23 protein-coding genes and 1 tRNA gene are annotated in these 24,276 nt (G+C 40.0%); 11 read left to right on the top strand and 13 right to left on the bottom strand.

Going from position 1 to position 24,276, the window contains the following annotated elements; translation table 11 throughout:
* Positions 1-5: 5 nt before the first annotated feature.
* From VS868_RS03635 to VS868_RS03600, 8 genes are all read left to right on the top strand, one after another.
* On the top strand, positions 6-458 hold the full coding sequence (locus tag VS868_RS03635) for a GatB/YqeY domain-containing protein (RefSeq protein WP_266069238.1): 453 nt from the start codon (positions 6-8) through the stop codon (positions 456-458).
* Positions 459-604: 146 nt separating this feature from the next.
* Positions 605-678, top strand: a tRNA-Arg gene (locus tag VS868_RS03630).
* A 694-nt stretch (positions 679-1,372) separates the two neighbouring features.
* Positions 1,373-2,737 carry a hypothetical protein gene (locus VS868_RS03625; RefSeq protein ID WP_345599238.1) on the top strand — a complete coding sequence of 455 codons (1,365 nt, stop codon included), beginning with the start codon at positions 1,373-1,375 and terminating at the stop codon, positions 2,735-2,737.
* Between the two features lie 80 nt (positions 2,738-2,817).
* Positions 2,818-3,336 carry a hypothetical protein gene (locus tag VS868_RS03620; RefSeq protein ID WP_345599236.1) on the top strand — a complete coding sequence of 173 codons (519 nt, stop codon included), beginning with the start codon at positions 2,818-2,820 and terminating at the stop codon, positions 3,334-3,336.
* Position 3,337: 1 nt separating this feature from the next.
* The gene (locus tag VS868_RS03615) at positions 3,338-4,123 is read left to right on the top strand and encodes a CsgE family curli-type amyloid fiber assembly protein (protein ID WP_345599234.1); all 786 of its coding nucleotides are present in this window, start codon (positions 3,338-3,340) and stop codon (positions 4,121-4,123) included.
* Positions 4,124-4,128: 5 nt separating this feature from the next.
* Positions 4,129-4,536 (top strand): curli assembly protein CsgF, encoded by a 408-nt coding sequence (locus tag VS868_RS03610; protein WP_345599232.1) that lies wholly within the window; start codon positions 4,129-4,131, stop codon positions 4,534-4,536.
* Between the two features lie 5 nt (positions 4,537-4,541).
* Positions 4,542-5,921 (top strand): CsgG/HfaB family protein, encoded by a 1,380-nt coding sequence (locus tag VS868_RS03605; RefSeq protein WP_345599231.1) that lies wholly within the window; start codon positions 4,542-4,544, stop codon positions 5,919-5,921.
* A gap of 22 nt (positions 5,922-5,943) precedes the next feature.
* Entirely contained in the window at positions 5,944-7,446 is a 1,503-nt protein-coding gene (locus VS868_RS03600; RefSeq protein WP_266069232.1) for a carboxypeptidase regulatory-like domain-containing protein, read from the top strand.
* Positions 7,447-7,512: 66 nt separating this feature from the next.
* Here VS868_RS03600 and VS868_RS03595 read toward each other — a convergent pair whose 3' ends face one another.
* The 13 genes from VS868_RS03595 to VS868_RS03535 all read right to left on the bottom strand — a co-directional run bounded on the left by VS868_RS03595 (position 7,513) and on the right by VS868_RS03535 (position 21,879).
* A complete protein-coding gene (locus VS868_RS03595) occupies positions 7,513-8,208 on the bottom strand; it encodes a TrkA family potassium uptake protein (protein ID WP_266069231.1) in 696 nt (231 codons plus the stop codon).
* A 4-nt stretch (positions 8,209-8,212) separates the two neighbouring features.
* Positions 8,213-9,901: a potassium transporter TrkG gene (locus VS868_RS03590; RefSeq protein ID WP_345599230.1), complete on the bottom strand. Its 1,689-nt coding sequence runs from the start codon at positions 9,899-9,901 to the stop codon at positions 8,213-8,215.
* Positions 9,902-10,232: 331 nt separating this feature from the next.
* Positions 10,233-10,913: a response regulator gene (locus tag VS868_RS03585; RefSeq protein WP_306419755.1), complete on the bottom strand. Its 681-nt coding sequence runs from the start codon at positions 10,911-10,913 to the stop codon at positions 10,233-10,235.
* Complete coding sequence (locus VS868_RS03580) at positions 10,903-11,997, bottom strand: ATP-binding protein (protein ID WP_345599229.1); 1,095 nt, start codon at positions 11,995-11,997, stop codon at positions 10,903-10,905. Before VS868_RS03580 ends, VS868_RS03585 begins: the two co-directional genes overlap by 11 nt.
* A gap of 303 nt (positions 11,998-12,300) precedes the next feature.
* Positions 12,301-14,289, bottom strand: coding sequence for a S9 family peptidase (locus tag VS868_RS03575; RefSeq protein WP_345599228.1), 1,989 nt, complete (start codon positions 14,287-14,289; stop codon positions 12,301-12,303).
* Between the two features lie 173 nt (positions 14,290-14,462).
* Positions 14,463-15,671: a DUF4126 domain-containing protein gene (locus VS868_RS03570; protein ID WP_345599227.1), complete on the bottom strand. Its 1,209-nt coding sequence runs from the start codon at positions 15,669-15,671 to the stop codon at positions 14,463-14,465.
* Between the two features lie 172 nt (positions 15,672-15,843).
* Entirely contained in the window at positions 15,844-16,908 is a 1,065-nt protein-coding gene (locus VS868_RS03565; RefSeq protein WP_345599226.1) for a mechanosensitive ion channel domain-containing protein, read from the bottom strand.
* Between the two features lie 195 nt (positions 16,909-17,103).
* The gene (locus VS868_RS03560) at positions 17,104-17,784 is read right to left on the bottom strand and encodes a DUF2490 domain-containing protein (protein WP_345599225.1); all 681 of its coding nucleotides are present in this window, start codon (positions 17,782-17,784) and stop codon (positions 17,104-17,106) included.
* A gap of 3 nt (positions 17,785-17,787) precedes the next feature.
* On the bottom strand, positions 17,788-18,513 hold the full coding sequence (locus VS868_RS03555) for a TVP38/TMEM64 family protein (RefSeq protein ID WP_345599224.1): 726 nt from the start codon (positions 18,511-18,513) through the stop codon (positions 17,788-17,790).
* 70 nt (positions 18,514-18,583) lie between these two features.
* On the bottom strand, positions 18,584-19,438 hold the full coding sequence (locus tag VS868_RS03550; RefSeq protein WP_345599222.1) for a hypothetical protein: 855 nt from the start codon (positions 19,436-19,438) through the stop codon (positions 18,584-18,586).
* Positions 19,439-19,446: 8 nt separating this feature from the next.
* The gene (locus tag VS868_RS03545; RefSeq protein WP_345599221.1) at positions 19,447-19,893 is read right to left on the bottom strand and encodes a hypothetical protein; all 447 of its coding nucleotides are present in this window, start codon (positions 19,891-19,893) and stop codon (positions 19,447-19,449) included.
* A 52-nt stretch (positions 19,894-19,945) separates the two neighbouring features.
* Complete coding sequence (locus VS868_RS03540; protein WP_345599220.1) at positions 19,946-21,205, bottom strand: HAMP domain-containing sensor histidine kinase; 1,260 nt, start codon at positions 21,203-21,205, stop codon at positions 19,946-19,948.
* The gene (locus VS868_RS03535; RefSeq protein ID WP_266069220.1) at positions 21,202-21,879 is read right to left on the bottom strand and encodes a response regulator transcription factor; all 678 of its coding nucleotides are present in this window, start codon (positions 21,877-21,879) and stop codon (positions 21,202-21,204) included. Before VS868_RS03535 ends, VS868_RS03540 begins: the two co-directional genes overlap by 4 nt.
* Before the next feature lie 112 nt (positions 21,880-21,991).
* Between VS868_RS03535 and VS868_RS03530 the strand changes: the two genes are divergently transcribed.
* From VS868_RS03530 to VS868_RS03520, 3 genes are all read left to right on the top strand, one after another.
* The gene (locus VS868_RS03530) at positions 21,992-22,423 is read left to right on the top strand and encodes a PepSY-like domain-containing protein (RefSeq protein ID WP_345599219.1); all 432 of its coding nucleotides are present in this window, start codon (positions 21,992-21,994) and stop codon (positions 22,421-22,423) included.
* A 295-nt stretch (positions 22,424-22,718) separates the two neighbouring features.
* Positions 22,719-23,372: a fructose-6-phosphate aldolase gene (fsa, locus tag VS868_RS03525; protein WP_345599218.1), complete on the top strand. Its 654-nt coding sequence runs from the start codon at positions 22,719-22,721 to the stop codon at positions 23,370-23,372.
* A gap of 6 nt (positions 23,373-23,378) precedes the next feature.
* The gene (locus tag VS868_RS03520) at positions 23,379-24,221 is read left to right on the top strand and encodes a transketolase (protein ID WP_345599217.1); all 843 of its coding nucleotides are present in this window, start codon (positions 23,379-23,381) and stop codon (positions 24,219-24,221) included.
* Positions 24,222-24,276: the final 55 nt, after the last annotated feature.

Here is a 24,276-nt window from a genome sequence, read left to right as displayed (position 1 = left end):
ATACAATGAGTTTACAGGACAAGGTCATGGCCGAAATGAAAGATGCCATGCGAGCAAAAGACAGCAATAAACTAGAAGCTTTAAGAGCGGTTAAAAGTGCTATTTTACTTGCTCGCACAGATGCTTCGGGCAAAGATGGATTGAGTGAAGATGAAGAATTAAAGCTCTTACAGCGCCTCGTAAAACAGCGCAAGGAAAGTGCGGCTATATATAAGGAGCAGGGAAGGGAAGATCTAGCTCAACCCGAATTGGACCAGGCGGCTGTTATAGAAGGTTTCCTTCCGGAACAAATGAGTGAACAGGAAATTGAGGTAGAGGTGGATAAGATCATATCTGAATCTGGTGCCAATGGCATGCAGGATATGGGTAAAGTAATGGGAATGGCTTCAAAAGAACTTGCAGGAAGGGCCGATGGTAAAACCATATCGGCAATAGTAAAGAAGAAGCTGGCAAATTAGAAGGGAGATTTTAGAATTCTGAAGTTAGAAATATGCAATTAAATACCTTTCAAAAATTGCATTTTTGACACCTTTAATTCAGATGGAAAGAGCGTAAATTTCTTGCTACAGTTTAAAGAATTTATGTAAATTGCGCCTTCTTATAAGGCCCCGTGGCGCAACTGAATAGCGCATCAGATTTCGGCTCTGAGGGTTGGGGGTTTGAATCCCTCCGGGGTCACTTTTAAATATTGTAAAAGCCTGTAGATGAATTCTACAGGCTTTTTTTATGTTGTTCTCTCTTATACAGATTAACAAATCAAATGTAGAGATGTCGATTCTTCTTCAAAAGTTATATTGTGCTGATAAATAGCTGTTTATATTTTTAATAGTTCTTTTTGATATAACTTCTTAAAATTTATAAAATTGACTTGCTGCTTCTCCTGTGTGAGGAATAATAAATTTCACTTTGGTATGATGATAACTGAGGATTTTTTCAATAAAAGTGTGGAAATCAGCCTCTTTTTGTGGAATAAGATATTAATAACCTTATATATTTGTAAGTTTTTTCCTCATAACAAATTACGCTTTCCTCTTTAACATAAGTTTAACTTTTTAAGATATTCTTGGGAGAATGGTTGTTTTGAATTGAAACTACCTAGAAGTAGGTATTGTAGTTCATCGATTCGTCGATCAGACTGTTGGCAGGGAATTCATTTTAAGTAAATTAGCATAGTGAAAGAGATAAAGATTAAAAAAATACTTCTTTCAGGGGAATTCAATTTTTGAGTTCCAATCATTTCCCCCTTTTATTATTAGATGCTGTATTGATGGTGCCGAAAATGTCTTTGCCCCAAACAAGGATGTGTAAACTAAATTTTTAACCTTAAATTACTTTTATTATGAAAAAAGTTATGTTAAGCGCAGCAGCGCTAATGATTGGGGCAATTGGATTTGCCCAGGTATCAGGGTCACAGAATGCCACACCTGTAGCCAATCAAAACCCTGGAGGAGCGCCATTGGCAAACACTACAGAAACAGACCAGTATGGCAATGATCAACGTTTGGAAGTGACTCAGGTGGGAGTGTTGAACTCAGCTAAAGTTTTTCAAGCAGACGCGCTAGGTCCCGATAACAACGAAGCCCGCATTACACAAGAGGGGCCTAATCTTCCTACATGGTGGGGCCCTTATAGTATGGCTTATAATAACGAGGCAGAAGCTAACCAGAAAGGATGGAACAATGAATCTTCTATTAATCAAAAAGGATGGGTAAATGATGCGCGTACAGAGCAGGGTACTCAAGGAATTTACAGTACTCGTAACAAAATTTTAGTACAGCAAGGTGTAAACAACCCAGTACAAAATCTATCATTTGGCAACTTTGCATATGGAGTTCAGAATGGTTCTTACAACCAGTCTTTAATTCAGCAAAATGATGATAATAATGACGCCTGGACAAATCAAACCGGGAATTATAACAAGGTCCAGGTAACTCAGTCTTCTGATCCAGATCCTGGAGATGCAAATGAAGGTCAACTTGCCAGAGCTATTCAACAGGGAGATGCAAACAAAGGTTTAATTGTGCAGGATGGAGAAGGTGCTCGTAACGAGGCTTATTTAAATCAGTTCGGAGATCGAAATAAGTCTTTCCAATATCAGTTTGCAACTTCAGATGATGCCGGAGAAGGTAATACTGCAACAGTTAACCAGGGATACTACTCTTATGATGCTGAGGCTTACCAGTCTCAGGTGGGTGAAGAGAATACGGCTACTATGAACCAATATGGTGGTAACTATTATGCTTCAAATCATGGGGAACAAATTCAATCAGGTGATGGTAACACTGCTAATATGACACAAAACTATTCTGGATCTGGTTTTGGGCAAGATGATAACTATGGTAGACAATATCAGGATGGTGATGATAATGATGCTACACTGGGTCAGACAGGAGAAGGAAATAAAGCTCTTCAAGTTCAGGATGGTAATGACAATTATGTATGGTCTCTGCAAAATGGCAATGACAATAAATTGAATACTCACCAAATAGGAAGCGACAACTATGCTATCACTGCACAATGGGGAAATGATAACTCAGGGCTGGTTGTACAATATGATGGTCAAAGTGCTAATATGTTCCAGTCAGGTAATGGAAACTCTGCCAATATCTTTCAGGCAGGACCGTTTGGTGGAGCTTTAATAGGTTGTGGTTTTGATAATCCAATGGATATTCCTAACCCTACTCCTGTGCCAGACATCACTATCAGTGATCCTTGTGCAACAGGAAACTGTAACTAATAATTGTGTTTTATATGTAAACAGAAGGAAAAACATTCCTTCTGTTTACTTTTTTCATAAAATTTGATAAATTTATTATTATGAGAGTTCATGTTTTTATAAAAATGATTTTGTCCTGCTTTCTGCTGTCTATGAGCTCTGGAGTTTTAGCGCAGACTTACATTAATGAAGAAGAAGTCGATCAGAAGGTACTGGAGGCCAATTTAAATGGTTTGATAGGCGGGATATCTATAACTCAACCTAATTTTAGTACGGTACAGGGAAATGCCGTAGCTTTAAAACAAATAGGGGAGTATAATCAAGCTGAGATTCGAACTCAAACAACTTCAAGTGAAATTACACTAACTCAGAATGGCAGGTATAATTATACTAAACTTGATTATATAGCTAATACAGCTATAGCTAAGCTTCTTCAGGAAGGTGATAATAATCAAATTAGGGATTATGTGAACGATGCAGGAACAAATATCTCACTTGAACTTGAGCAAAGGGGTGACGACAAGGTTTTTGAGAGAAATGGGGCTAACGATCTTACCCAATCCTTAAAGTTCATACAAACCGATGCCACGCCTTCACTAATAATTAGAAGCTATAATTAATATGAGAATTAGGAAAACAAATATTGTAAAGATGTTTATAGTGTCTGTGGCGCTTCTTCTTTCCGGTAGTTGTTTTTCGCAGTTTTACAATAAAGAGATTGTAGCTAAAATTAAAGTAGAAGACAGAGGTGAATTTTTAAATTTTAGTGCAACTGCCGAGAATGTGACTCCTGCGGGACATAATTTAAGGTATGATTTCACGCTCTTCAAAAAGGATGGGGCTGGAAACGTTACGAAATCCAACCAGGGAAACCGCTTCTATTTAGAGCCAAATCAAAAAGTTATTCTTTCCTCAACACAAGTCAACAGGAGTGATGAAGGGGGAATTATTCTTCTTCTTATGATTTACGATCAGGATGATAAACCAGTTGGGAAAGACAGGCTGGAGTTTAAAATAACAGAAGAATCTATTCAGGAGATAAAGGAACAGGAAAAGCAGGTAATAGCGCTTCCAAAAGATCAGGCCAAACCACAGGACGGAGTAATTATTAACGGCCTTGTGATAGAAAATACAATTACTAAGGCAGGACGCGACTTTTACCGTTATTTTTATTCAGAATACTATAATCGGGAAATTGTGAGTCCCCAGAATATTGAAATTGAAGAAGTGCCGGGAAGGGGTAGAATGACGCGTATTTCTGTGAATGTGGGAGATCAACTTGTGATGCGGTTCTTTGCCCAACCTAAAAAAGAATACCTCAAGCAAATGGCCAACGTAACACTGGCTCGTGTATTAGCTCAAATACAGAGACTGGAACAGCAGGCCAATAATTTTAAACACTATTAAATTTGATGAAAAAATTACTTTTACTCAGCTGTTTATTTTTTTTCGGCTTAAACGTTCAATGTCAACAACTCACTTATCAACCTACCAATCCTGCGTTTGGGGGTAATTATCTTAACTATAGTTGGATGTTGGCGTCTGCTACCGCGCAAAATCAATTAAAAGCTCCCGGAAATCAGGCTCAACAGGAATCTGAACTCGACAGGTTAGGAAAAGATATAAACCGACAGATCCTAACACAAATTTCACGATCCCTCTTACGGGAACAGTTAGACGGGTTTCAGTTTGATGAGGAAGGAACCTTTACTTATGGATCTTTAAGCATCGAAATATATGAAACCCTGGAGGGGTTGGTAATAAATATTTTAGACACCTCGACGGGGGAAGAATCACAAATAGTTATCCCAAATAATTAAGCTTTATGAACAAGACCTACCAGGTAGTGCTATTTTTTGCAATTAGCACTCTAAGCTCTTGCGGGGCATACTTCAATCAACCATTTATTAATGATCCGGCCCGACCGGGGGAGAAATCTACAAATTCCCATCTTTTAACCAGCTTGCCTCCGGCTAATGATCCTGTTGAAGTAGCTGTCTATAACTTTAGTGACCAAACGGGGCAATACAAAGCCGTAGAAAATGGCTCTACTTTTAGTACAGCCGTAACCCAGGGCGCGACTACTATTTTAATCAAAGCTCTGGAAGATTCCGGATGGTTTATTCCTATTGAGAGAGAGAATTTAAGTAACCTTTCTACCGAAAGAAATATTATAAGAAATACCAAGCAGGAATATATTAAAAACCTGAATCCTAATGAACCACCTTTACCAGCTTTACTTTATGCAGGTCTTATTCTTGAAGGAGGTATCATTTCCTATGATACAAACATTCTTACCGGTGGAATAGGAGCAAGATATTTTGGTCTGGGAGGTTCAGCTAAATACAGGCAGGATAGAATTACAGTTTACTTAAGAGCTGTTTCAACAAATACAGGAGAAATCCTCAAAACTGTATATGTTTCAAAGACCATACTTTCTCAAGGCCTGGATGGTAGTTTCTTTAGATTTGTGAAGTTCCAGAGATTGCTTGAAGCAGAAACAGGAATAACTCAGAACGAGCCAGTACAATTAGCAGTACAGGACGCAATAGAAAAAGCTGTAAGAGATCTTATTCTTGAAGGGGTTAAAGATCGCTTGTGGGCTGCCCAGGGAGGTAGGGAGGTAAACCAGCAACTGGTAGATAATTACGTGGCCGAAAAAAAGGCAGAGGAAGACATGGGCTTGTATGACAGGTTACTTATTGAAGATGTGCCAGAGAATAACTTAAGTTTTTCAGGTGGTTTATCTTTAATGGATGGCGACTATTCAAATAAAGAACCTGGTTATTTTGCACGGATTGGGTATCAAAAAAGGCTTTTTCCGAACCTAAGTATAGGTGGAAATTTAAATTACATCAGCCTCGATAATGGCAGGCAATTTAAAGGAGAGTTTGCGGGAGTAGATATTAATGCGAGATTTAACTTTTTGCCAAAAGATGATTTTGCTCCTTTTGTATACGGAGGCCCCGGATTTCTTATGGAGCTGGGGAATCCGGATCTAGCCACTGATGAGGAGAACCTTGAATCCAACTTTTTTAAATTTCAATATGGGGGCGGATTGCGATACTTATTTAATTCCAGGTTGGGTGCACAAATTTTTGCTGAACATAATCTTATTACAAATGATAAGCTGGATAATTTTGTCCATGGAAAAAGAGATGATCACTACTTCAATTTTGGTTTAGGCCTAAATATTTACTTTTAATTGATTTGAACTTGTAGAACTTATGAAGACATTCTTAAAATATATTACAATTGCAGGTTTATTCTTCCTAATAGGTTGTTCTGAAGATACAGTCGGGGAATCTTTAACAGGTGGTATATCTGGGAAAGTAGTTGAACGTACTAGTAATGAACCTCTCGAAAATGTCAAAATTACGACCAGCCCTGCTTCAAGTACAGTCTTTACAGATGAAAATGGAGAATTTGTTATTGAAGATGTTCTTGTTGATCAATATTCTGTCAAGGCTGAAGTTGAAGATTACACTACTGCTTTTGAGGCAGTTACGGTAACCGAAGGTGCTACTTCAAATGTAGCTTTCGAATTATTGAAATCGGGTGCAAATAATAAACAACCATCCACGCCACAACTGCTTTCTCCCGAAGATAATGCTGAAGAAGTTGACATGACCGCAGAATTTGTGTGGAACTCCTCAGACCCTGAAGATGATGAATTGACTTACGAGCTGGAGTTGTGGAACAACGTGAATGATGAAGTGTTGACATATTCAAATATTAAAGATACTACCTATACCGTGGAAGGCCTTAATTCTGGCTACAGGTATTTTTGGCAGGTAAAAGTTTCTGATAGTATAAACGACCCAGTTCTAAGTTCATTGTATTCCTTTAAAACCAGAAATGTACCTGAAAGCAGGGTCCTGTTTACACGCCTTATCAATGGTAATAATGTGATCTTTTCCCGGAATTCTGAAGGAGAGGAGTTTCGTTTAACTTCATCAGATCAAAACAGCTTTAGACCTCGTAAGAATAATTCCGTGAATAAAATTGCCTTTTTAAGGGTTGTTAACGGGCAGACCCATCTATTTACCATGAATCCCGATGGTTCTCAACAAAAACGTATCACTTCAAATATTCCGGTGAATGGTTTTAATTTAAACCTTATTGATTTCTCCTGGTCCGATGATGGAGCAGCACTGGTCTATCCAAATTTTGGAAAGCTCTACAAGATAAACTCTGTGGGGGGAGGTACCACTTTAATATATGAAACACAAAATGGCGATTTTATAACAGAAGTAGATGTAAGTGAAGATAATGGAACGATAGCCTTGATTACCAACAACAGTAATGGCTATGATGCAGATCTATTTACTATTAATTTCGAAGGGGAAATTCAGGAGATGATCTTGAATAATGTTGAAGGGGCTCTGGGAGGTTTGGATCTTTCTTTGCAGGGGAATAAGTTACTATATACCTATGACAGTTCAGGTTATAGAAACGATTCCTACCGGAGACTTGATTCAGACTTGTTTATATATGATTTTTCCACCAGGCAATTTCAAAATCTTTCAGTAGAAAAACCCGATGGAACTAATGACCTTGATCCAAGATTTTCTCCTAATGAAGCTGAAGTGATTTTTGTAAATACCTCAAACGATGATTTATCACCCAAAGATATATACACCATGCCTGTAAATACTGGTAGTAGTACAGGGGATGATGACGATAGGGAGGTGCTTATAGAAAACGCGGCTATGCCAGATTGGGAATAATAGAGTAAATAAAATGCTTTAAACAGGAATGCCGGGAACACAGAGTTTCCGGCCTTACTGTTTTTATTAGTACTTTTCCTGGTCTTTAAGTAATTTTTTCAAATTCTTATTGTGTCCGTAGAGCACCATGATATCGTGTTTGTGCAAAACAGTTTTTGCCGAAGCTACTCCCTGTACATTCGAGACATCCCGGTTTGTTCCTATCTCGTTCTTCTCTCGGGTGATTTTGATTGTAGTTAGAACAATAATATCATATTTTCTCTTAAGGCCTATTTCCTCGAGAGTTCTTCCATCAAATTCGGCAGGGATCTCAGTTTCTATAATACTGTAGTCGCGGTTGACTTCAAATGAATCTACCACCCCATGTAGATTGAGTTTTTTTGCCCACCTTTCAGCGGTTTCTTCTTCGGGGTGTATGATTTCATCTACGCCCATAGCTTCGAGCACCATTTCCTGAAGCGGGGAGACTGCCCTGCTTATTAATCTTTTCACACGTAATTGCTTCATCAAGGCAGTAGCCATGATATTTGAACCTTTATCTTCACCAATTCCTACAATTACAATATCAGTATCACTAAGGGGTAGACTCGAGACTGCAGTAATATCTGTAGAGTCCAGATTAACAGCATGAGTGATCTTGTCTTTAATAGCTTCAACCTTGCTCATGTTCATGTCTACACCAATTACCTCATTGCCCATTTTGGTAAGCTTTTCGGCAAGGGAGGCTCCAAAATTTCCCAATCCAACTATTATATACTTCATAAGTTTAGTTCATTAGTATATCCTCCTGCGGATATTTATAATTTAGATATTTCACCCTTCTTAAAAGGGCAATTAAGATGGTTAACATACTCACCCGCCCAATAAACATGGTAGCAATTATTACCATTTTTGAGGCCTCGCTCAACTGCGAGGTTATTCCAATGCTTAAACCCACAGTACTGTACGCCGAGAAACATTCAAAGGCAATGCTTAACAGCGTTTTTTCCTGATCAAAAGATGCAATTAAAAAAATGGCTGTTCCTATGACCAAAAGGGAAAGGGAAATAATAGCAAAAGCCCGTCTTATAGATATGTCCGATATCTGCCTTCTAAAAACTTCTACTCTGTCCTTGCCTCTTGCAAGGCTCATAAAATTGAGCGTAGCAAGAGCAAAAGTGCTGGTTTTGATTCCACCTCCTGTAGAACTTGGAGATGCCCCTATCCACATGAGAATAAGAATGATCATGAGTGTAGAGAAGTTGAGAGCAGTCATGTCCACCGAATTAAATCCGGCTGTTCTTGGAGTAGCGGCTCCAAAAAAAGAAACTACCAGTTTGCCAAATCCCGAATGTTCCTCGAGGGTGTTATCATATTCAAAAAAGTAAAATAAAACAGTTCCTGCCACCAGCAATATTGAAGTAGTGACAAGAACGATGCGGGTATTAATATTAATTACCCAGGGAACGTAAACAGAGTTAGCCGGGTGTTGAATTTTGACGTACTGGTTCTTGAAATAATAGGTAAAGTATTTATACAAATTAAAAAGAATAGGAAATCCTATTCCTCCTAAAATGAACAGTGTAACAATTACTAGCTGGAGCGAGTAATTGAATTTAAATTCAGGTTCATACAAGCTGTTCTCCAGTGTTGAGAATCCGGCGTTACAAAAAGCTGAAATACTGTGAAATATCGAAAAGAAAACCTGATCTACAAATCCCTTTACAGTGTTTGGATCTAGATTTATAAAAACCAGTAGCGCTCCAATAGCTTCAATAGCCAGGGTGAGCAGAACAATTTTTTTTAGGACACTAAAAACCTCCCCGATCTTTTCAGAATTTGTCATATCCTTCAGCATGATCTGGTGCTCATACGAGCTTTTTCCGCGGAAAAAATAGGAGAAATAACTTGCAAAGGTCATAATGCCCAGGCCCCCGAACTGGATTAGGATAAGAATAATGGTTTGCCCCAGGCTGGTGAAATAGGTGCCGGTGTCAACTACAATCAAACCTGTTACACATACTGCACTCGTAGCTGTAAAAAGAGCGTCTACGGCCGAAATTCCTTCATAGGTAGCTTTGGGGAGCATTAAGAGTAAAGTCCCCAGGAATATCATACCCAGGAAACTTGCCATGAACAGCTGCGCCGGGTTGAGTAACTTTCGGTTGAAGTTTATACTTATAGCCGAAAACTCTCTAATAAAATAAATGAACAGGGCAAGATATAACCAGCCCATGTTATTGAAGAACTCCAGGAAGGGAAGAAGCCTTAGGGAAAGATCGAACTTCACAAAGATCAGGAAAATGTTTAGCAAGAAGATTGCGCCATCAAAAAAGCGAACCTTTAGAGGAAATTTCTTTCGTGAAATTCCATACCTCACCAGAATTGTTGTACTTCCAATGAGCAGGGCTACCAGATAAAAATCGGTAAGATAAAGCTCTGTTTCAGATCTATGGGTGAAACCCAGGTCAAACACAATTAAGCAGACAGTGAAGAGACTTAGCGCGAAAGAGGACTTCTTTAAAATTCCGAGTCTTCTTTCAATTTTATCCCGTTTTTGAAGGTTTGAAAAATTCAAATCTAACGTGTTAGGTTTTTTCGGCTTTGACGGATTAACCCGTTAATGTCACCAGTTGTACCGCCTTGAAAATCGACATTAACCAGGGTCACCAGTGGTATATGAAAAATGTTGCTCTTACTATTCGAATATGCCGGGGTTCTGTTGTCCATAAAAGACAACAAAGGTAAATTGGATATTATAAGGAGAGTGTAAAGATTGGGGGATAGGTATAAAGATTTTATAAAGATTATAAAAACCTGTAGCCTACGCCACTTTCGGTGATAAAGTGTTTTGGGAGATTGGGGTTCTTTTCAAGTTTTTTTCGCAATTGTGCTATAAATACCCGCAAATACTGCGTTTCGGTTTGTGCTCCAGGTCCCCAAATACTTTTTAGCAGGTACTGGTGAGTAAGTACCCGGCCCTGGTTTTTTGCCAGTAGCGTTAAAAGATTGTATTCGGTAGAAGTAAGTTTTACCATCTCCCGTTCTTTATAAACATTTCGTGTAGTCAAATCAATTTCCAAATCGTCGGCACAAATTTTCTGTTGCAGTTCAACATTTTGGTTAAGTCGCAAAGAAGACCTTATTCTCGCTAAGAGTTCACCCGTTCTAAAAGGCTTGGTAAGATAGTCTGTCGCACCATTATCCAGGGCTTTAACAATATCTTCTTCTGAATCTAGCACAGAAAGAATGATCACAGGTTTTTCGTACCAATTCCTTAGATCCTGTAAAATTTCATGACCGCTCCTGTCGGGAAGGCCAAGGTCCAAAATGATAAGTCCTGGAGAATGATTGGCAGCCAGATGCAAACCTTCCATTCCATCTGCTGCCTGTATGACTTTGTAATCGTTACTTTCAAGAATAATTTTAAGCAGCTTTCGTATTTGCGGCTCATCATCAATAATCAGGATTTCGCTTTTATTCATCATGCCTCGTTGTTAATCTCGAAGTTTCAGCAGGTATTGTAATGGTGAATTTTGCACCGCCCGAAGGTAAATTTTCCAGTTTTATTGTTCCGTTATGCGCCTTTGTAAAACCTTTTGCAATAGAGAGCCCTAATCCTGTTCCTCCCGTTGCGGTCTTTGGAAGCCTGTAAAACTTCTCGAACACCTGCTCCAGTTTATCTTCGGGAAATCCGAGGCCATTATCACAAATTTTAATGATTAAATGTCCACCTTCAAAAGTAACTGAAATATTTATTACAGAGCCGGCAGGGGTGTACTCCAGTGCATTGTGAACAATATTGTGTACCACCTGTTCAATTAGTGGGCCGTCAATCCTGAATAAAGAAATTTCTTCGGAAGCTAACAGGTTAATTTCATGAGTGTCTTTCAGGTTATTGAGCATTACGGTGTGAATTATGTCCTGAATGTCGTACCAGTCCAGCTGAAGCCTGAAAATGTCCGATTCCAGGCGGCTCATGCTTAGAAGGTTGTTCACCTGCCTGTGAAGCCTGTTGCCGGCTACGTCTATTTCGCTGTACAATTCGGTTTTACTGTCTTCCGAAATTTCGCCGGAATTCATTTTCAGAGTATCTACAGCGCCAATAATTGTTGCGATGGGAGTCTTCAATTCATGCGATAAAGAATTTAGCATGGTGCTGTAAAGCTGTAGCGTCTTTTCTTTTTCTTTTCGCTGTCTTGCCACAGCTTCAACCTTTCTTATTCTGGATGTAAATACGCCATTCATCACCGCAATAACAAAATACATAAGAAAGAGCAGGGCGTCTTCGGGAGTGGTAATGCTGAAGGTAGATCGGGGCTGAATAAAGAGAAAATTCCAAATTAATGCACTCACAACAGCTACGATCACTATGGGAAAGGTCTCCAGGAACATTGCGAGTACCGAAACCGCCAAAAGTAAAATAAGAGCTACAACATGATAACCAATGATGTTGATAAATAAAAAGCAGACCAGGGAAACAAGGAAAATGCACCCCAGGCCAATAATGTACTGCAGGGTTCTATTACTCTCTATTTTCTTCACAAGCTCCACGGGCACAATTTTATCCAAAGATAAAGATGCCTTTTGAGTTAAGTTGGTAATTTCAAATTTATGTGATGTGGGAGGCGGCTTTTGAAATAATCAAAACCGGGTATTTAACAGGTTGATATTACTGAAGCGGCTATATAAAAAGAGGCTGACTAAAAAGTACATTTTAGACAGCCTCTTTTATGGTTGAAAAAACCGGAAGTAAAGGGAAGCTTCAAGTCAAAAACATTTGCTGAAAATGCCATTTTTGACATATTTTTCAGCATAAAGCTTCTGGATTTTAGCAGGTTCTTCTTATTTCACAATTTCCAGTGTTCTTGATCTCTATTTCTCAGACAGATCCAGTTGTGTGTCAGGCATCTCGTTGCCTTTCTCTTTCAGAAATGTCTCAAACCAACGCATCATTCTTAGGTTGAAGTCATACCTCGCGGTAGCTTTTCGGTTTCCATGACCTTCTCCGGGGTAAAGTACAAGCCTTACGGGAGTGTCGGTCCTGGTCTTGATGTGGCGGTACAGCTCATAAGACTGCCCCGGGTCTACACGTGTATCTTCTTTCCCGTGCAGGATCAAAAGAGGGGTGTCGGCCTGGTCTGCATAAAAGATAGGACTGCGTTCTAAAAAGAACTGGTAGTCATCCCAAATCCTTTTTCGGCTATGCACTAAAAACATCTCTTCCGGAATGTCACTGGTGCCCCACTTTGAAATATTGTTACTTATTCCTACCGACATTACGCCTGCAGCAAACCTGTCGGTATGACGGGTAGACATCCAGGCCGTAGCGTATCCACCGTACGATCCGCCGGTGACGCCAACTCTGTCTCCATCTACATTTTTATTTTCAATGAGGTAATCTATTCCATCAATAATATCATCAAATTCTTTTCCGCCTGGGTCTCCCTGGCTGGAAATGGCAAAATCTACTCCGCGGCCGGTACTTCCTCTGTAGTTAGGATAAAATACTGCATAGCCCTCACCGGCACCTACCTGCCCCGGCATGCTGTAATTGGTAAGCCAGCCATTGTCATAATGAGCTTCGGGCCCACCGTGAACCACAGTGATCAAAGGATTTTTTTCAGAATTATTTACAGGATGAATAAGAATGCCCTGTATTTTCAAACCATCAGAGGCGCGGTAAGTAATAACCTCCTGCGCTCCAAATGTTTCATCTTTTAACCACGGATTTGAATCAGTAAGTTTTTTGGCATCAGAATCCCCTTTTTTCAAAAGAAAGAGTTCTCCGGGGTGTTGAGCAGTATTTCCAACAAAAGCTATCTCATTTTTCTCATTTTGTGAAAAGGTGGTGATATTTACGTTGTTGTCACTGTAAACCTTCTTCATTATACCGTCTAGTTTTAGCGTACCAATGCTGCTGTAAACGTCTTCACTGGCAAGAAAACCAAGGGTTTTATTGTCGATCCAGTGCAGGTCGTGAAACATGCCTTCAAAATCCTGTTGCAGGATCTGCGGAGTGCCGCCTGTAGCGTCAACAACAAAAATTCGCCCATCAATTGGATCGTTCTCGTCCTTTCCGGCAATAAATGCGATTTTTTCTGAATTCGGGCTCCATTTGAGTCCGCCCAATTTTGCCTTATGGGTAACTTCTGAAGAGACTTTTAGCGTTTGCGGATTTACTATATAGATCTTTTGGCTTGTGTAAAAATCGTCTACCAGCGAAGACGGAGCTGCACTAACGGCCAGCTGCTTTCCGTCGGGGCTCCATTGTGCTCCGGTTACATTTCCTTCTACTTCCAATTTATTTGGGCTGCCCCCGGTTACATCGGCTACAAAAGCAGAAGAATTAGTGAGATTGGTTTCGTATATCTCGGGTTGATAAGGTAGTTTTGATTCTGTATCATCTTCCGAAACCCGGGATGTAAAAACCAGTTTTTGTCCCTGTGGATGCCAGTCGTATGATGAAATAGAAGATTCAAATTCAAAGATCTTTTGTGGTGTTCCACCTCCAACCGGGATCTCGTAAAGGGAAGTGGCAGAATCCCCTTTTTGACGGGTCAAAAAAGTAATGCTGTTCTGCCCAGGCCTGTATCTCAAATTAGAAGTGCTGTATTCTGTCACCAAAGGTGTAGAAGTTTCCGATTTTACGTCGTAAACATACAAATGTGTGCTGGCTGCTGCGTTCTTTAGAAGAGGATCTTCGGGAACAACTTTTTGGTAGATGATTTTGTCGCCATTTGGAGCCATAACCGCATTTGTGACGTATTCCAGTTTGGCTACATCCTCTGGGGTAAGCACATTTTGCTGGGCAATCATGCCATGGGTGATGAGAAATAAGAGTATCGTAAGAGTTCTTTGCATGAGAATAAATGATTAAAATTTAAGTCAGTTTCTTAAGTTCATAATATACTTCAAAATAGAGATTGAAGCAAATGTTTCCTTCGGAAACAGACAGGGTTTGTTAGGGTGTCAAAAATGGCATTTTGAATCTGGATTTTCCTGAACCAGTCCAGGGTATTTCTGAAGTAAGTATTTTATCTCTTCCTTAGCTCCTCGCACTTTCTGAAGTTCTCCCAACAAAACGCCGTTTCCAGATGAAGTATCTCAAGATGATGTAAACCGGTGCGGCAATGAACCCCAGGGCAATTCCGAAGATAAAAAAACAGCAAAGTGAGAAACTTGATCCAGAGTTTTGTGAAAAAAGATTTGCCTTTTGGAATATACCTTCTGTATGGGGAGAATAAATAAACATTTGCGAGCACTGCGCTTACCACAAAACCGATAATGGGAATAAATCCCAGGAGAAAGGAAAGCCCCGTGAGCTTATAGAACCTTTTATCCTGATATTTGATGTATTCTCCCGGAGTTGGAGAATCGAACAGGGTGGAACCACAGCTCTCGCATTCCTGAAAAAGTTTGATGCTGTTCAATTTGTTGCCACAATCTGGGCATTTGCGATGGGAAGCAAGGTGGAGCCGATGTTTTTCAAGGTTGGAGACCAGGTCCTCTTTTCGCTGACCAAAAATACCAATTTTGTGCACCTTAGGCTGCGGCGTTTTGCAGTTGTAGCACTTTACAGCAAAAGGCAGGTTCATTTCTCCGCAATTAGGACAGGGGTGTTTTTGTTTTTCAAGTTTGCGCTCGGTTCTTTTCTTCACAAAAATGAACAGCACTATGGCTGCCACATAAATTACGACCATGACCAGGCCGAGCCAGATAAGCAGTAAAAATCCGAAGAGCACCAGGCTGTCTTCCAGCAAGCTGCTTATGCGGCTTAGATAGAAATTGTCATCTTCATCAATATCTTCCAAAAATGTGATAAAATCGCGTCTTAATCCGGCAAGCCAGTAAACTGAAAGACTTCCGAAAAGTAAAAGGATCCACAGGGGATCAAATGCTGCCCACTGCACTTCTTCAAGCACTTCTACAGAAGATTCGTCCAGTAAATTGAGGTTAATGATAAAAAAGATGAGAGGTTTAAGGTATGTTTCAGCATCTTTTATAAAATTTCTTATTTCGGTGCTTTTATCTCCTACGATCTCAAGCAGACTTAATCCTCCTAAAGTAAATAGAACCCAATCTTTGGTGATATAGGCATCTTGTGCAGGCGCTACGATATCGCCCATGCCGGGAAAGTATTCGGGATATCTTAGAAAAAGTGCAGCAAGAAATGCCGGGAGGAAAGTCCTCATGGAGAACAACGGGATCATTCCCAGAATACTGACGATTTGAACAAAGGTCATAAAGACAGGTTTAGAAGAGAAAAGATAAAGAAAATTTTGTGCAGGAGGAGGGAAGGAGAAAAACGGAAGGTAATTTAATAGGAAAAGCTGTTTCCTTGACGGTCTGAATGTGCATTAAGAGCTCTCATAACTAAGGTGTCAAAAATGCCATTTTTGAAAGGTATTTTTCCGGTTATCTTTTCGTATTGGGAAAAATTACTTTCTCCGGATGCCGTTTTAACTCCTTCATGATATGTGTGAACAGCAGGGATTTAGTGGGGCCCGAATGCTTTGGCTGCACCAGGAACCTCACGGTCACTTCAATCCACGTATTGGTATGGGCATTGAAGATTACTGAAGGTCTCTCTTTGATTTCCAGTTCCTGGATCATAGAATCTGCAAGAATTTTTTTCAGCCTATTAACCCGTCTCATCATTGCTTTTCCTATTTCATCTTCGGCGATATTGGTCACTACGCGCGATATAAAATCGAAATCACTATCGTAGGAAACATAAAATTTAACCTCATTCCATATAAACGGGAATAGTGGCCAGGAGTAATTGACCACGTATTCGCTAAAAATTTTGGAATTAGCATATTTAATTATCCTTCCGCTGGGGTGATCGCCAGAGAGATAATCACCTCTAAATTCCCACAGCGTTGTGTCAAAATAACCCACATTCATCACATCACCATACACATTGCCGATTTTTATCCTGTCACCAACTTCATAAGGTTTCCGAAGAAGAAGGTAAACCCAGCCAAACAGGCTTGTTAACGGATTTTGTAAAGCCAAACCCAGAATCAATGATACAACTCCAAAAGAGACTAAGGTAGCGTACCAATTGGAAAAGACCAGCGAGATGACCACCAGGGTGATAAGTGCAAAGCTTATAAAATTGATAAGGCTTTTAAAATTGTAGGCGCTCGCCCTGTCATCTACTTTTCTGTTTACAATTTTTCTTAGAAGACTATTCAGAAATAATACAGCAGTGACCAGAATGGTACCTAAGATCAATTTTTTCACCAAAGGAAAATACTTTTCAGAAATTGGCAGGTAACCTGCTTCAAGCAGGAAGTTAAGGAGGCCTGCTACAACGACTATCAGGATGGTGTACCCAATTAGGAGGAAGATTTCCTTCCGCTGACCGGGAGTTTTTTTTGTTGGCTTATCAGTTTCAGAAAGAGCTTTTTGCACCTTCTCATCTTCAAGAATTTCTTCTATCTCTTTTTCTTCGGTTTCTTTGTCTACCTTCATTTCCGGATCTTTTTACTGCGGAATCAAAAAGGTACAGATAGATCAAAATGTCCCCTGAAAAAATATGACCGCTATACTAATGTAAGCATAGCTGTTAAAGTGAAGAAATGATCGTGAAAGTTTAGTATTTCTATAGGATTTCGTTTTTATAAAAGATCGAAGCAGAATAACTTAGGTATACTTAATCGCCGGAAATTAAAGTGAGAGCGATAATCCTGTGGCAATAAAGAATTCATGGGCCAGGTTTCTTGCATAATCTTCCATTCTGTATTCCAGGGTAAGACCAAGATCCAGGTTGTTGAAAGAGCTGTTTTCAATCCCGATGGAGAACCGCTGTTCTGCTTCAGGTTTTTCATGAACAGTAACCGCATAAATGGCTTCTGTAGCGGCTTCAAAAGAGAAAATATTATTTAGGGGGCGTGAAAATTCCAATTTATAACGCGCCCTGTGGCTAACTTTTTCCCTGAACCGCTGCTCCAGCCTAAACCGGTGAGATAAGGCTGAATTAAGAGGCTTTAGCTCCAGTTGTTCAATAATTCGGAATTCATTCCTTTCATCAGCATCAAAGAGTTCTTTAAAGCGGTACCTCAAGCCCAGGCTTAACACAGTAGCTTCCTGAAGCTTGTAGTTAGTAAAATAATTCAGTTCCACATGCTGGTGTGCATAGCCTGATGTCTTTTCCCCATCGGCCCGCTCCTGCAGCAACCCGCGGTTTCCGAAGCCCGCTTCCATAGACCATCTCTCCTGTACAGGAATAGACACTTCAAATTCATTTTCATACAACCAGGATTGAGGATCTTGCGCATACATCAGGTTTAATCCTGAAAAAAAGAAAAGGACAAGAGCGATTATTCTGCTTCCACTTAGTGTTTTCATAGCTTAGGCGTGGGATTTACTTGTGGAATTTCTTTTTCTTTTGTCCCAGTAAACATATAAACCAAACAGGATTAAACTGATAATTGAACCATATAATAATCCCGATATTAGAGCATCGGTACTTTTACCAATAATGGCAATAAAAAGGGTGAGGGGTGCAATCCCTACCATAGTGGCCCCAATAAATTTCCAATACCCCATTTTGAGAATACCTGCTACAAAGCTAATGGCATCATTGGAAAGAAATGGGTTGAGACGCGTTACGATCACGGCCCAAAATCCGTAATCATCAATAAAGTCGCTTATCTTTTTTTCATTTTTTTGCCCTATGAGTTTTTCCACGATCACAGGACCAAAGTACCTGCCAATAAAATAACCTACAGACGAGGCCGAAAATACCGAAACAAGTATAATTGCGCTTCCCCAAATAGGGCCGTAAGCTAAAACGGAAACTACCATCAAAGCAATAGTAGGAATCACCAGGAGAAACATTTGGGCGATCATCGTTAAGACCAAAACCACCGGGCCAAACCAGCCAAAATTCCCCACCCAGGCCTTTATCCTCTCGTTATCGTCGCTGGTAAGTACATTCCAGGCTTCAGAAAGCCAGGACTGCACGCCCGGAATGAAAAAATAAGCAAGAACAACAGATATTACGATAGCAGCCGAAATGTAAAGCGGTAATTTACTCTGCTTTACCGATGAAGTTTCAATTGATTGGTTTTCCATAGTGTTTGGGAGGCTTATTTCATTAAAGACTCTGGTCGTCCTGTTTTACAGGAAGGTTACCATTAGTCTATTATTTGTTTTTGTGGTTAAGGGAAATTTGAAGAATATTGGCAGGAGCATCTTCCGCTTCATTTGAGATATAAAGATCTCCGTCGGAACTAAATGTCAGCCCTTCAGGATTGCCGAAATCCCGTGGCTGGAACATGAACAGTTTTTTTGGAGTACCGTTTTTTTCGGTGATTAGAAGCTTGGGCCTGGTGCCGTCAAGAATATAATATTCGCCCGTTTTGGGGTGTAGCCCAATCTCTCCTGGTGAGAATTTTTCCTTCAGCTTTGTCTTTACCGTCTTAAAAACAGGATCTGAAAGCTGAAGCATAAATAACGGATCTTTACCTGAATCTTTTTTGTGCAGGTCGAACACGTAAACACCTTTTTGTTCATCAAAGTCTTTACCTTCTTTTACGGCCAGTAGAAGGCGATTATTTTCGGGATCGGCACACAAACCTTCCAGGTTAATTTTGCTGAAATTATTGGCTTCGGTCACATGCTTCTGCACCTGCGGATTTTTTCCTGTAAAATCTTTGACTTCAAAAAGCACCCCGTCACTTCGCAGTACATAAGCGTCGTCTTTGACCACGGCTATACCCTCATAATCCCCACCATTGCCAAATGAGGTTTGCCCTTCTATTTCTGAAGTTTTAAGATTATAAATGAAGATAATACCATCTTCATCCTGCACACAGGCTACACGGTTATTTCCAATCCATGCTATGCCTGAAATTTCATTGAGAACTTCGGGCAGCTCCCACTTCTGAAGTATTTTGTAATTTTCTTCATTGTATTCTCCCGAAGGTTTTTCTTTAAAAGAGAAATAACCAACGCCCGCAACGGCCAGTACCAGTATTCCAAAAATGATCTTTTTCATGACTTTTTTTATTTCCAGTAATTCAGGTTAGTATCTATTTTACCCGCAGCGGTGAGCACAATCTCTTCATCTATAAAAAACCTGCTCACTTCTACCTGGTAGTGAATTTCTTCGCCAATTTTTACCAGTTCGGGATCTTCTATTTTCTTTTGTCCATAGGTCTTTCTCAGGGTTTTTTGCACCCCAGCGGGAAGGTCTTTCCATTCAATCTCTCTTTTCTCTTTAACAATATTGCCCGAGGGATTAACCACCGCTGATCCCTCCTCTTCATCTATTTCAAATTCTACCTCATAATTTTCATCCAGCTGGATGAATTTTGCATCTGCAGCATCAGGGTACTGGGTCCAGAATGCATTGCGAACTACCGACGGCACTTTCGCATACGGATAGTCGTCGTTGTCGCATGACAGCAAAAAAATGCTCAACAGTAGTAAGAAGAGACTTCTTAGATTCACTTTTATTCTTTTCAACTAAATTGAGGAAGGAAACTGGAAAGAATTGGGAACTTTAAAAGATTATGGTAAAAATGTGGTTTTGAGAGGTATAGTTATAGGTAAGATCCATGTTCATTTTTTCGACTATAGCTTTTGAAATTGCCAGGCCGAGTCCGGTGGAGTCTTCTTTTTCACCTCCTTTAAACCTGCTGAAGATCTTGCTCTTTTCGAGAGGAGCGCTCCCCGGATTTATAAATTTTATTCCTTTTGCAGAGATCTTTACTTCAACTGCAGTTCCGGAAGGGGTGTGAAAAATGGAATTTTTGAGGAGGTTTGAAACCAGGATTCCGGCCAGGTCTTTATTTCCGGTGTGTTCAATATGAGCTTCTTCAGTCAAGGATATTTTTACTTGCTGGTGTTCTGCAAAATCTTCAAATTCTGTTATAATTTGTTTTACCAGGTCATTCCAGGCGATGTTTTCTTTGGCTTCAAACTGTCTGTTTTCAATCCGCGAAAGTAATAACAACGACCTGTTGAGGCGGGTAAGCCTTTCCAGGCTGTGTAGCACAGTTCCCAGTTCTTCCATTTGTGCAGGAGGCAGATTGGCATTTTCGGCCATTAATTCGAGCTTATTGATGCTTATAGCCAATGGCGTTTGCAACTCATGCGAGGCATTTTCAATAAATTCTTTCTGACTCTTGTAACTTTCTACAGATTTTTTCAGAAGTCGATCTACTCTTTCATTGAGTAACTTGAATTCTTCAATTTTAGTGGTTTCAAATTTGATCTTGCTGTCTTTTTCTATGCTGAATTTTTCAAGTTGGTGGAGCAGCTTGTAAAATGGCTTCCAGGCTTTCTTCTGAAGTACATTATTCAGCACAAGAATGGTGAGGATCAAGCCCAGGTAGAGCCAGATCAAAGAAAAGAACAGCTCTTTCCGAAGGTCATCTTCTTCGACCATCGAAGTGACTACCTTGATTTTGTAGTATTGCCCGTTCTGCTGAAAAACACTTTCTAAAAGCCGTACAGGTTCATATTCGTCTTCATTTTCCATGAACATGAGCGTGTCGCGGTATGCATCAGTAAAACTGCGGCTGTGTTGAGGTGTGGTGGAGGTGATGATATAATTTCCATCTTCAAAAGCATTTTTTGAAAGTATGGAAGGGTCTTCTTTAGCCTGCCTTATTATCAGCATTTTTTGATTGTCGAGCCCGTCATCCATGCTGTCGTAGATCTCGTCAAGTATTTCAAAATAAAAAATTAGGGCCCACAGCCCCAGCAAAAAAATGAGGATAACGGCAAAGTAGGTGGTGGTGTAGTTGAGCAGTTTCATGGAACCAGGAGCTTATAACCTATTCCGTAGACTGCTTTGATCTCAATTTCGGCATTTTTGTCACATAGCTTCTTCCGCAGATTTTTGATTTGGGAATAGATAAAGTCAAAATTATCGGTCTGGTCAATATAATCGCCCCAAACGTGCTCGGCCAGAGCCGATTTGCTTACCAGTCGGTTTTGGTTGGTGCAAAGATAGAACAGCACATCAAACTCTTTTCTGTTTAATTCCAGGCTTTCTCCATCAACGCTCACCTGGTGGTTATTGATGTTTATGGTAACGTTGGCAATTTCAAGCAGGTTGTTACCTTCCATTTTTCGCCGTCGCAGCACAGCTTTGACCCTGGCATTGAGCTCGGCCATGTGAAAAGGTTTGGGCAGGTAATCATCGGCCCCCAGTTCGAGACCATGCACTTTATCATCTATAGAATCTTTAGCCGAAACAATAATGACCGAATCACTATAACCTTTTTCTTTGAGGGTTTTGAGGATTTCAAGGCCGTTACCATCGGGCAGACCAATGTCAAGGAGAATACAATCGTAATCGTAAACTCCTATTTTAGACATAGCTTCCTTATAAGTAGCTACAGGCTCAACGAGAAAATTTTCTTTCTCAAGAGTGGCCTGCATATTCTGCCTCATATCTTTTTCGTCTTCTATAATCAGGATCTTCATAGTTTCAAAAGTAGCCATGAAATTGGGAAAGATTTAGGATTACGAAAATTAGTCTTTCCTAATTTCTTCCAGTTTTAGGTACTTGTTTTGTGTCAAATTAAAAAAACAAGTTATGAAAAAAGTAGTTGTATCAGCGTTTTGCGCGCTATTCTCAATTGGAATGTATGCCCAGTCAAATACAGGAAACCTGCCCGGTACTGCACAAGACTATGTCAATCAGCATTTTTCCTCAGTTTCTGTGGTGAAAGTTGATGAGAACAGTAACTGGCAAATATGGGAAGATGACAAGTATGAAGTAGTGCTTTCTAATGGCCTAAAACTGGATTTTGATGAAAACGGAAATATTGTTGAAATCGACAGTGCAAATCGAGAGGCTATTCCTGCTTCTGCGTTGCCTGCCAAGATTGTAACTTATCTAAGTGCTAATCATGCAAATGCCCAGGTAGTAGGTTGGGAAAAAGATGACAATGAGCAGGAAATCGAACTTTCTGATGGTACAGAAGTAGAATTTGATGCCGAAGGAAACTTTAGAAAGTTAGATTAATAAGCAGAGTTTAGAAAAGCTTACCAGGGCTGCCCATTTCGGGCAGCCTTTTTTTTTGTCCCCGTTGTTTCTGAAGTAACCGGAATAATTGACATAGATTTTCATGCAGAACGAATAACAATCCATATTTGAAGATCTTTCTTTCTGAGAAATTGAAGTTTGCAGACTTACATATTCTCTCAGGAATCTTTTCCTAAAGAGATCATAAATGTCATTAAATTTTTTTATATTGCCTTATAGTAAAAATGACAACAAGTAGGTTATCATTGATTTTGAATTTTAAGAAAACTTAGATATGAAATTTTTTATTGACACTGCCAACCTCGATCAGATAAGGGAGGCACAGGAACTGGGAGTTCTGGATGGAGTAACCACAAATCCTTCTTTAATGGCTAAAGAGGGCATAAGAGGAAGAGATAATATTCTGAAACACTATGTAGATATTTGCGAAATCGTAGATGGTGATGTTTCTGCAGAAGTTATCGCCACCACCTTTGACGAAATTGTAAAGGAAGGGGAAAAACTGGCAGAATTGCATCCCCAAATCGTTGTGAAAGTCCCTATGATCAAAGAGGGCATTAAGGCAATCAAATATTTTTCAGATAAAGGAATACGCACTAACTGCACCTTAGTTTTTTCAGCAGGGCAGGCTTTACTGGCTGCAAAAGCAGGAGCAACCTATGTATCACCATTTTTGGGAAGGCTCGATGATATTTCTACCGATGGGCTGCAGTTAATTGCAGAAATTCGTCAGATCTATGATAATTATGGATTTGAAACACAAATCCTTGCGGCTTCCATAAGACATACCATGCATGTGGTTAATTGCGCTAAAATTGGGGCAGATGTAATGACAGGGCCTCTTTCTTCAATAGACGGACTTTTAAAACACCCTCTTACCGATAGCGGACTGGCCAAGTTCCTGGAGGATGCAAAATCTTTTAATTAAACGGTTATGGATATAAAACAACTTGAAAACTTTGCGACACAGGTACGTCGCGATATTTTACGTCAGGTACATAAAGTAGATTCTGGTCATCCCGGAGGATCATTGGGATGCACAGAATTTTTTACTGCACTTTATCAGGAAGTGATGCAACACAATCCTGAATTTAATATGGATGGAATTGGAGAGGATCTTTTCTTTCTGTCTAATGGGCATATTTCCCCGGTTTTCTATAGCGTACTTGCCAGAAGCGGATACTTTCCTGTAGAAGAATTGAATACCTTCAGGCTTATCAATTCCAGGCTGCAAGGCCATCCTACAACTCATGAAGGTTTACCGGGAATTAGAGTTGCGTCTGGATCATTGGGACAGGGAATGTCTGTAGCCATTGGTGCTGCGCAGGCAAAAAAGCTAAATAAAGATTCTCATTTAGTGTTTACGCTTCACGGAGATGGAGAACTGCAGGAAGGCCAAAACTGGGAAGCTATTATGTATGCTGCCGGCAATAAAGTGGATAATTTAATTTCTACAATAGACCTTAACGGGCAACAGATAGACGGAAGTACAGATAATGTTCTGCCTATGGGAAATCTAAGGGCAAAGTTTGAGGCCTTTGGATGGGATGTACTTGAAATCGAAAACGGGAATGATCTAAAGCAGGTGATCAACGGTCTAAATGAGGCTAAAGCCCGCACAGGAAAGGGTAAACCTGTTTGTATCCTGATGCATTCTGAAATGGGACACGGTGTAGATTTCATGATGCATACACATGCGTGGCACGGGAAAGCACCAAATGATGAGCAATTGGAGAAAGCTCTTGCTCAAAATCCGGAAACTTTAGGAGATTATTAGCCCCACCCAACCATCCCAAATGGGGAGGAGCTTACTTGAACAAAAAATGAAAATT

Origin of the sequence: Salinimicrobium sp. 3283s, assembly GCF_039602225.1 — a bacterium.
Classification (GTDB): domain Bacteria; phylum Bacteroidota; class Bacteroidia; order Flavobacteriales; family Flavobacteriaceae; genus Salinimicrobium; species Salinimicrobium profundisediminis.
Note: the sequence above shows the minus strand (reverse complement) of the source record. Positions and strands in the feature narration are given on the sequence as shown.

What these genes read in the sequence shown, in the direction of transcription:
- VS868_RS03530 (WP_345599219.1), top strand. Translation starts at nt 21,992, where the DNA reads ATGAAAAAAGTAGTTGTATCAGCGTTTTGCGCGCTATTCTCAATTGGA.
- VS868_RS03535 (WP_266069220.1), bottom strand. Translation starts at nt 21,879, where the DNA reads ATGAAGATCCTGATTATAGAAGACGAAAAAGATATGAGGCAGAATATG.
- VS868_RS03560 (WP_345599225.1), bottom strand. Translation starts at nt 17,784, where the DNA reads ATGAAAACACTAAGTGGAAGCAGAATAATCGCTCTTGTCCTTTTCTTT.
- VS868_RS03615 (WP_345599234.1), top strand. Translation starts at nt 3,338, where the DNA reads ATGAGAATTAGGAAAACAAATATTGTAAAGATGTTTATAGTGTCTGTG.
- VS868_RS03520 (WP_345599217.1), top strand. Translation starts at nt 23,379, where the DNA reads ATGGATATAAAACAACTTGAAAACTTTGCGACACAGGTACGTCGCGAT.
- VS868_RS03550 (WP_345599222.1), bottom strand. Translation starts at nt 19,438, where the DNA reads ATGAAAAAGATCATTTTTGGAATACTGGTACTGGCCGTTGCGGGCGTT.
- VS868_RS03540 (WP_345599220.1), bottom strand. Translation starts at nt 21,205, where the DNA reads ATGAAACTGCTCAACTACACCACCACCTACTTTGCCGTTATCCTCATT.
- VS868_RS03605 (WP_345599231.1), top strand. Translation starts at nt 4,542, where the DNA reads ATGAACAAGACCTACCAGGTAGTGCTATTTTTTGCAATTAGCACTCTA.
- VS868_RS03635 (WP_266069238.1), top strand. Translation starts at nt 6, where the DNA reads ATGAGTTTACAGGACAAGGTCATGGCCGAAATGAAAGATGCCATGCGA.
- VS868_RS03600 (WP_266069232.1), top strand. Translation starts at nt 5,944, where the DNA reads ATGAAGACATTCTTAAAATATATTACAATTGCAGGTTTATTCTTCCTA.
- VS868_RS03595 (WP_266069231.1), bottom strand. Translation starts at nt 8,208, where the DNA reads ATGAAGTATATAATAGTTGGATTGGGAAATTTTGGAGCCTCCCTTGCC.
- VS868_RS03575 (WP_345599228.1), bottom strand. Translation starts at nt 14,289, where the DNA reads ATGCAAAGAACTCTTACGATACTCTTATTTCTCATCACCCATGGCATG.
- VS868_RS03565 (WP_345599226.1), bottom strand. Translation starts at nt 16,908, where the DNA reads ATGAAGGTAGACAAAGAAACCGAAGAAAAAGAGATAGAAGAAATTCTT.
- VS868_RS03620 (WP_345599236.1), top strand. Translation starts at nt 2,818, where the DNA reads ATGAGAGTTCATGTTTTTATAAAAATGATTTTGTCCTGCTTTCTGCTG.
- VS868_RS03555 (WP_345599224.1), bottom strand. Translation starts at nt 18,513, where the DNA reads ATGGAAAACCAATCAATTGAAACTTCATCGGTAAAGCAGAGTAAATTA.
- VS868_RS03610 (WP_345599232.1), top strand. Translation starts at nt 4,129, where the DNA reads ATGAAAAAATTACTTTTACTCAGCTGTTTATTTTTTTTCGGCTTAAAC.
- VS868_RS03625 (WP_345599238.1), top strand. Translation starts at nt 1,373, where the DNA reads ATGATTGGGGCAATTGGATTTGCCCAGGTATCAGGGTCACAGAATGCC.
- fsa (WP_345599218.1), top strand. Translation starts at nt 22,719, where the DNA reads ATGAAATTTTTTATTGACACTGCCAACCTCGATCAGATAAGGGAGGCA.
- VS868_RS03570 (WP_345599227.1), bottom strand. Translation starts at nt 15,671, where the DNA reads ATGACCTTTGTTCAAATCGTCAGTATTCTGGGAATGATCCCGTTGTTC.
- VS868_RS03585 (WP_306419755.1), bottom strand. Translation starts at nt 10,913, where the DNA reads ATGATGAATAAAAGCGAAATCCTGATTATTGATGATGAGCCGCAAATA.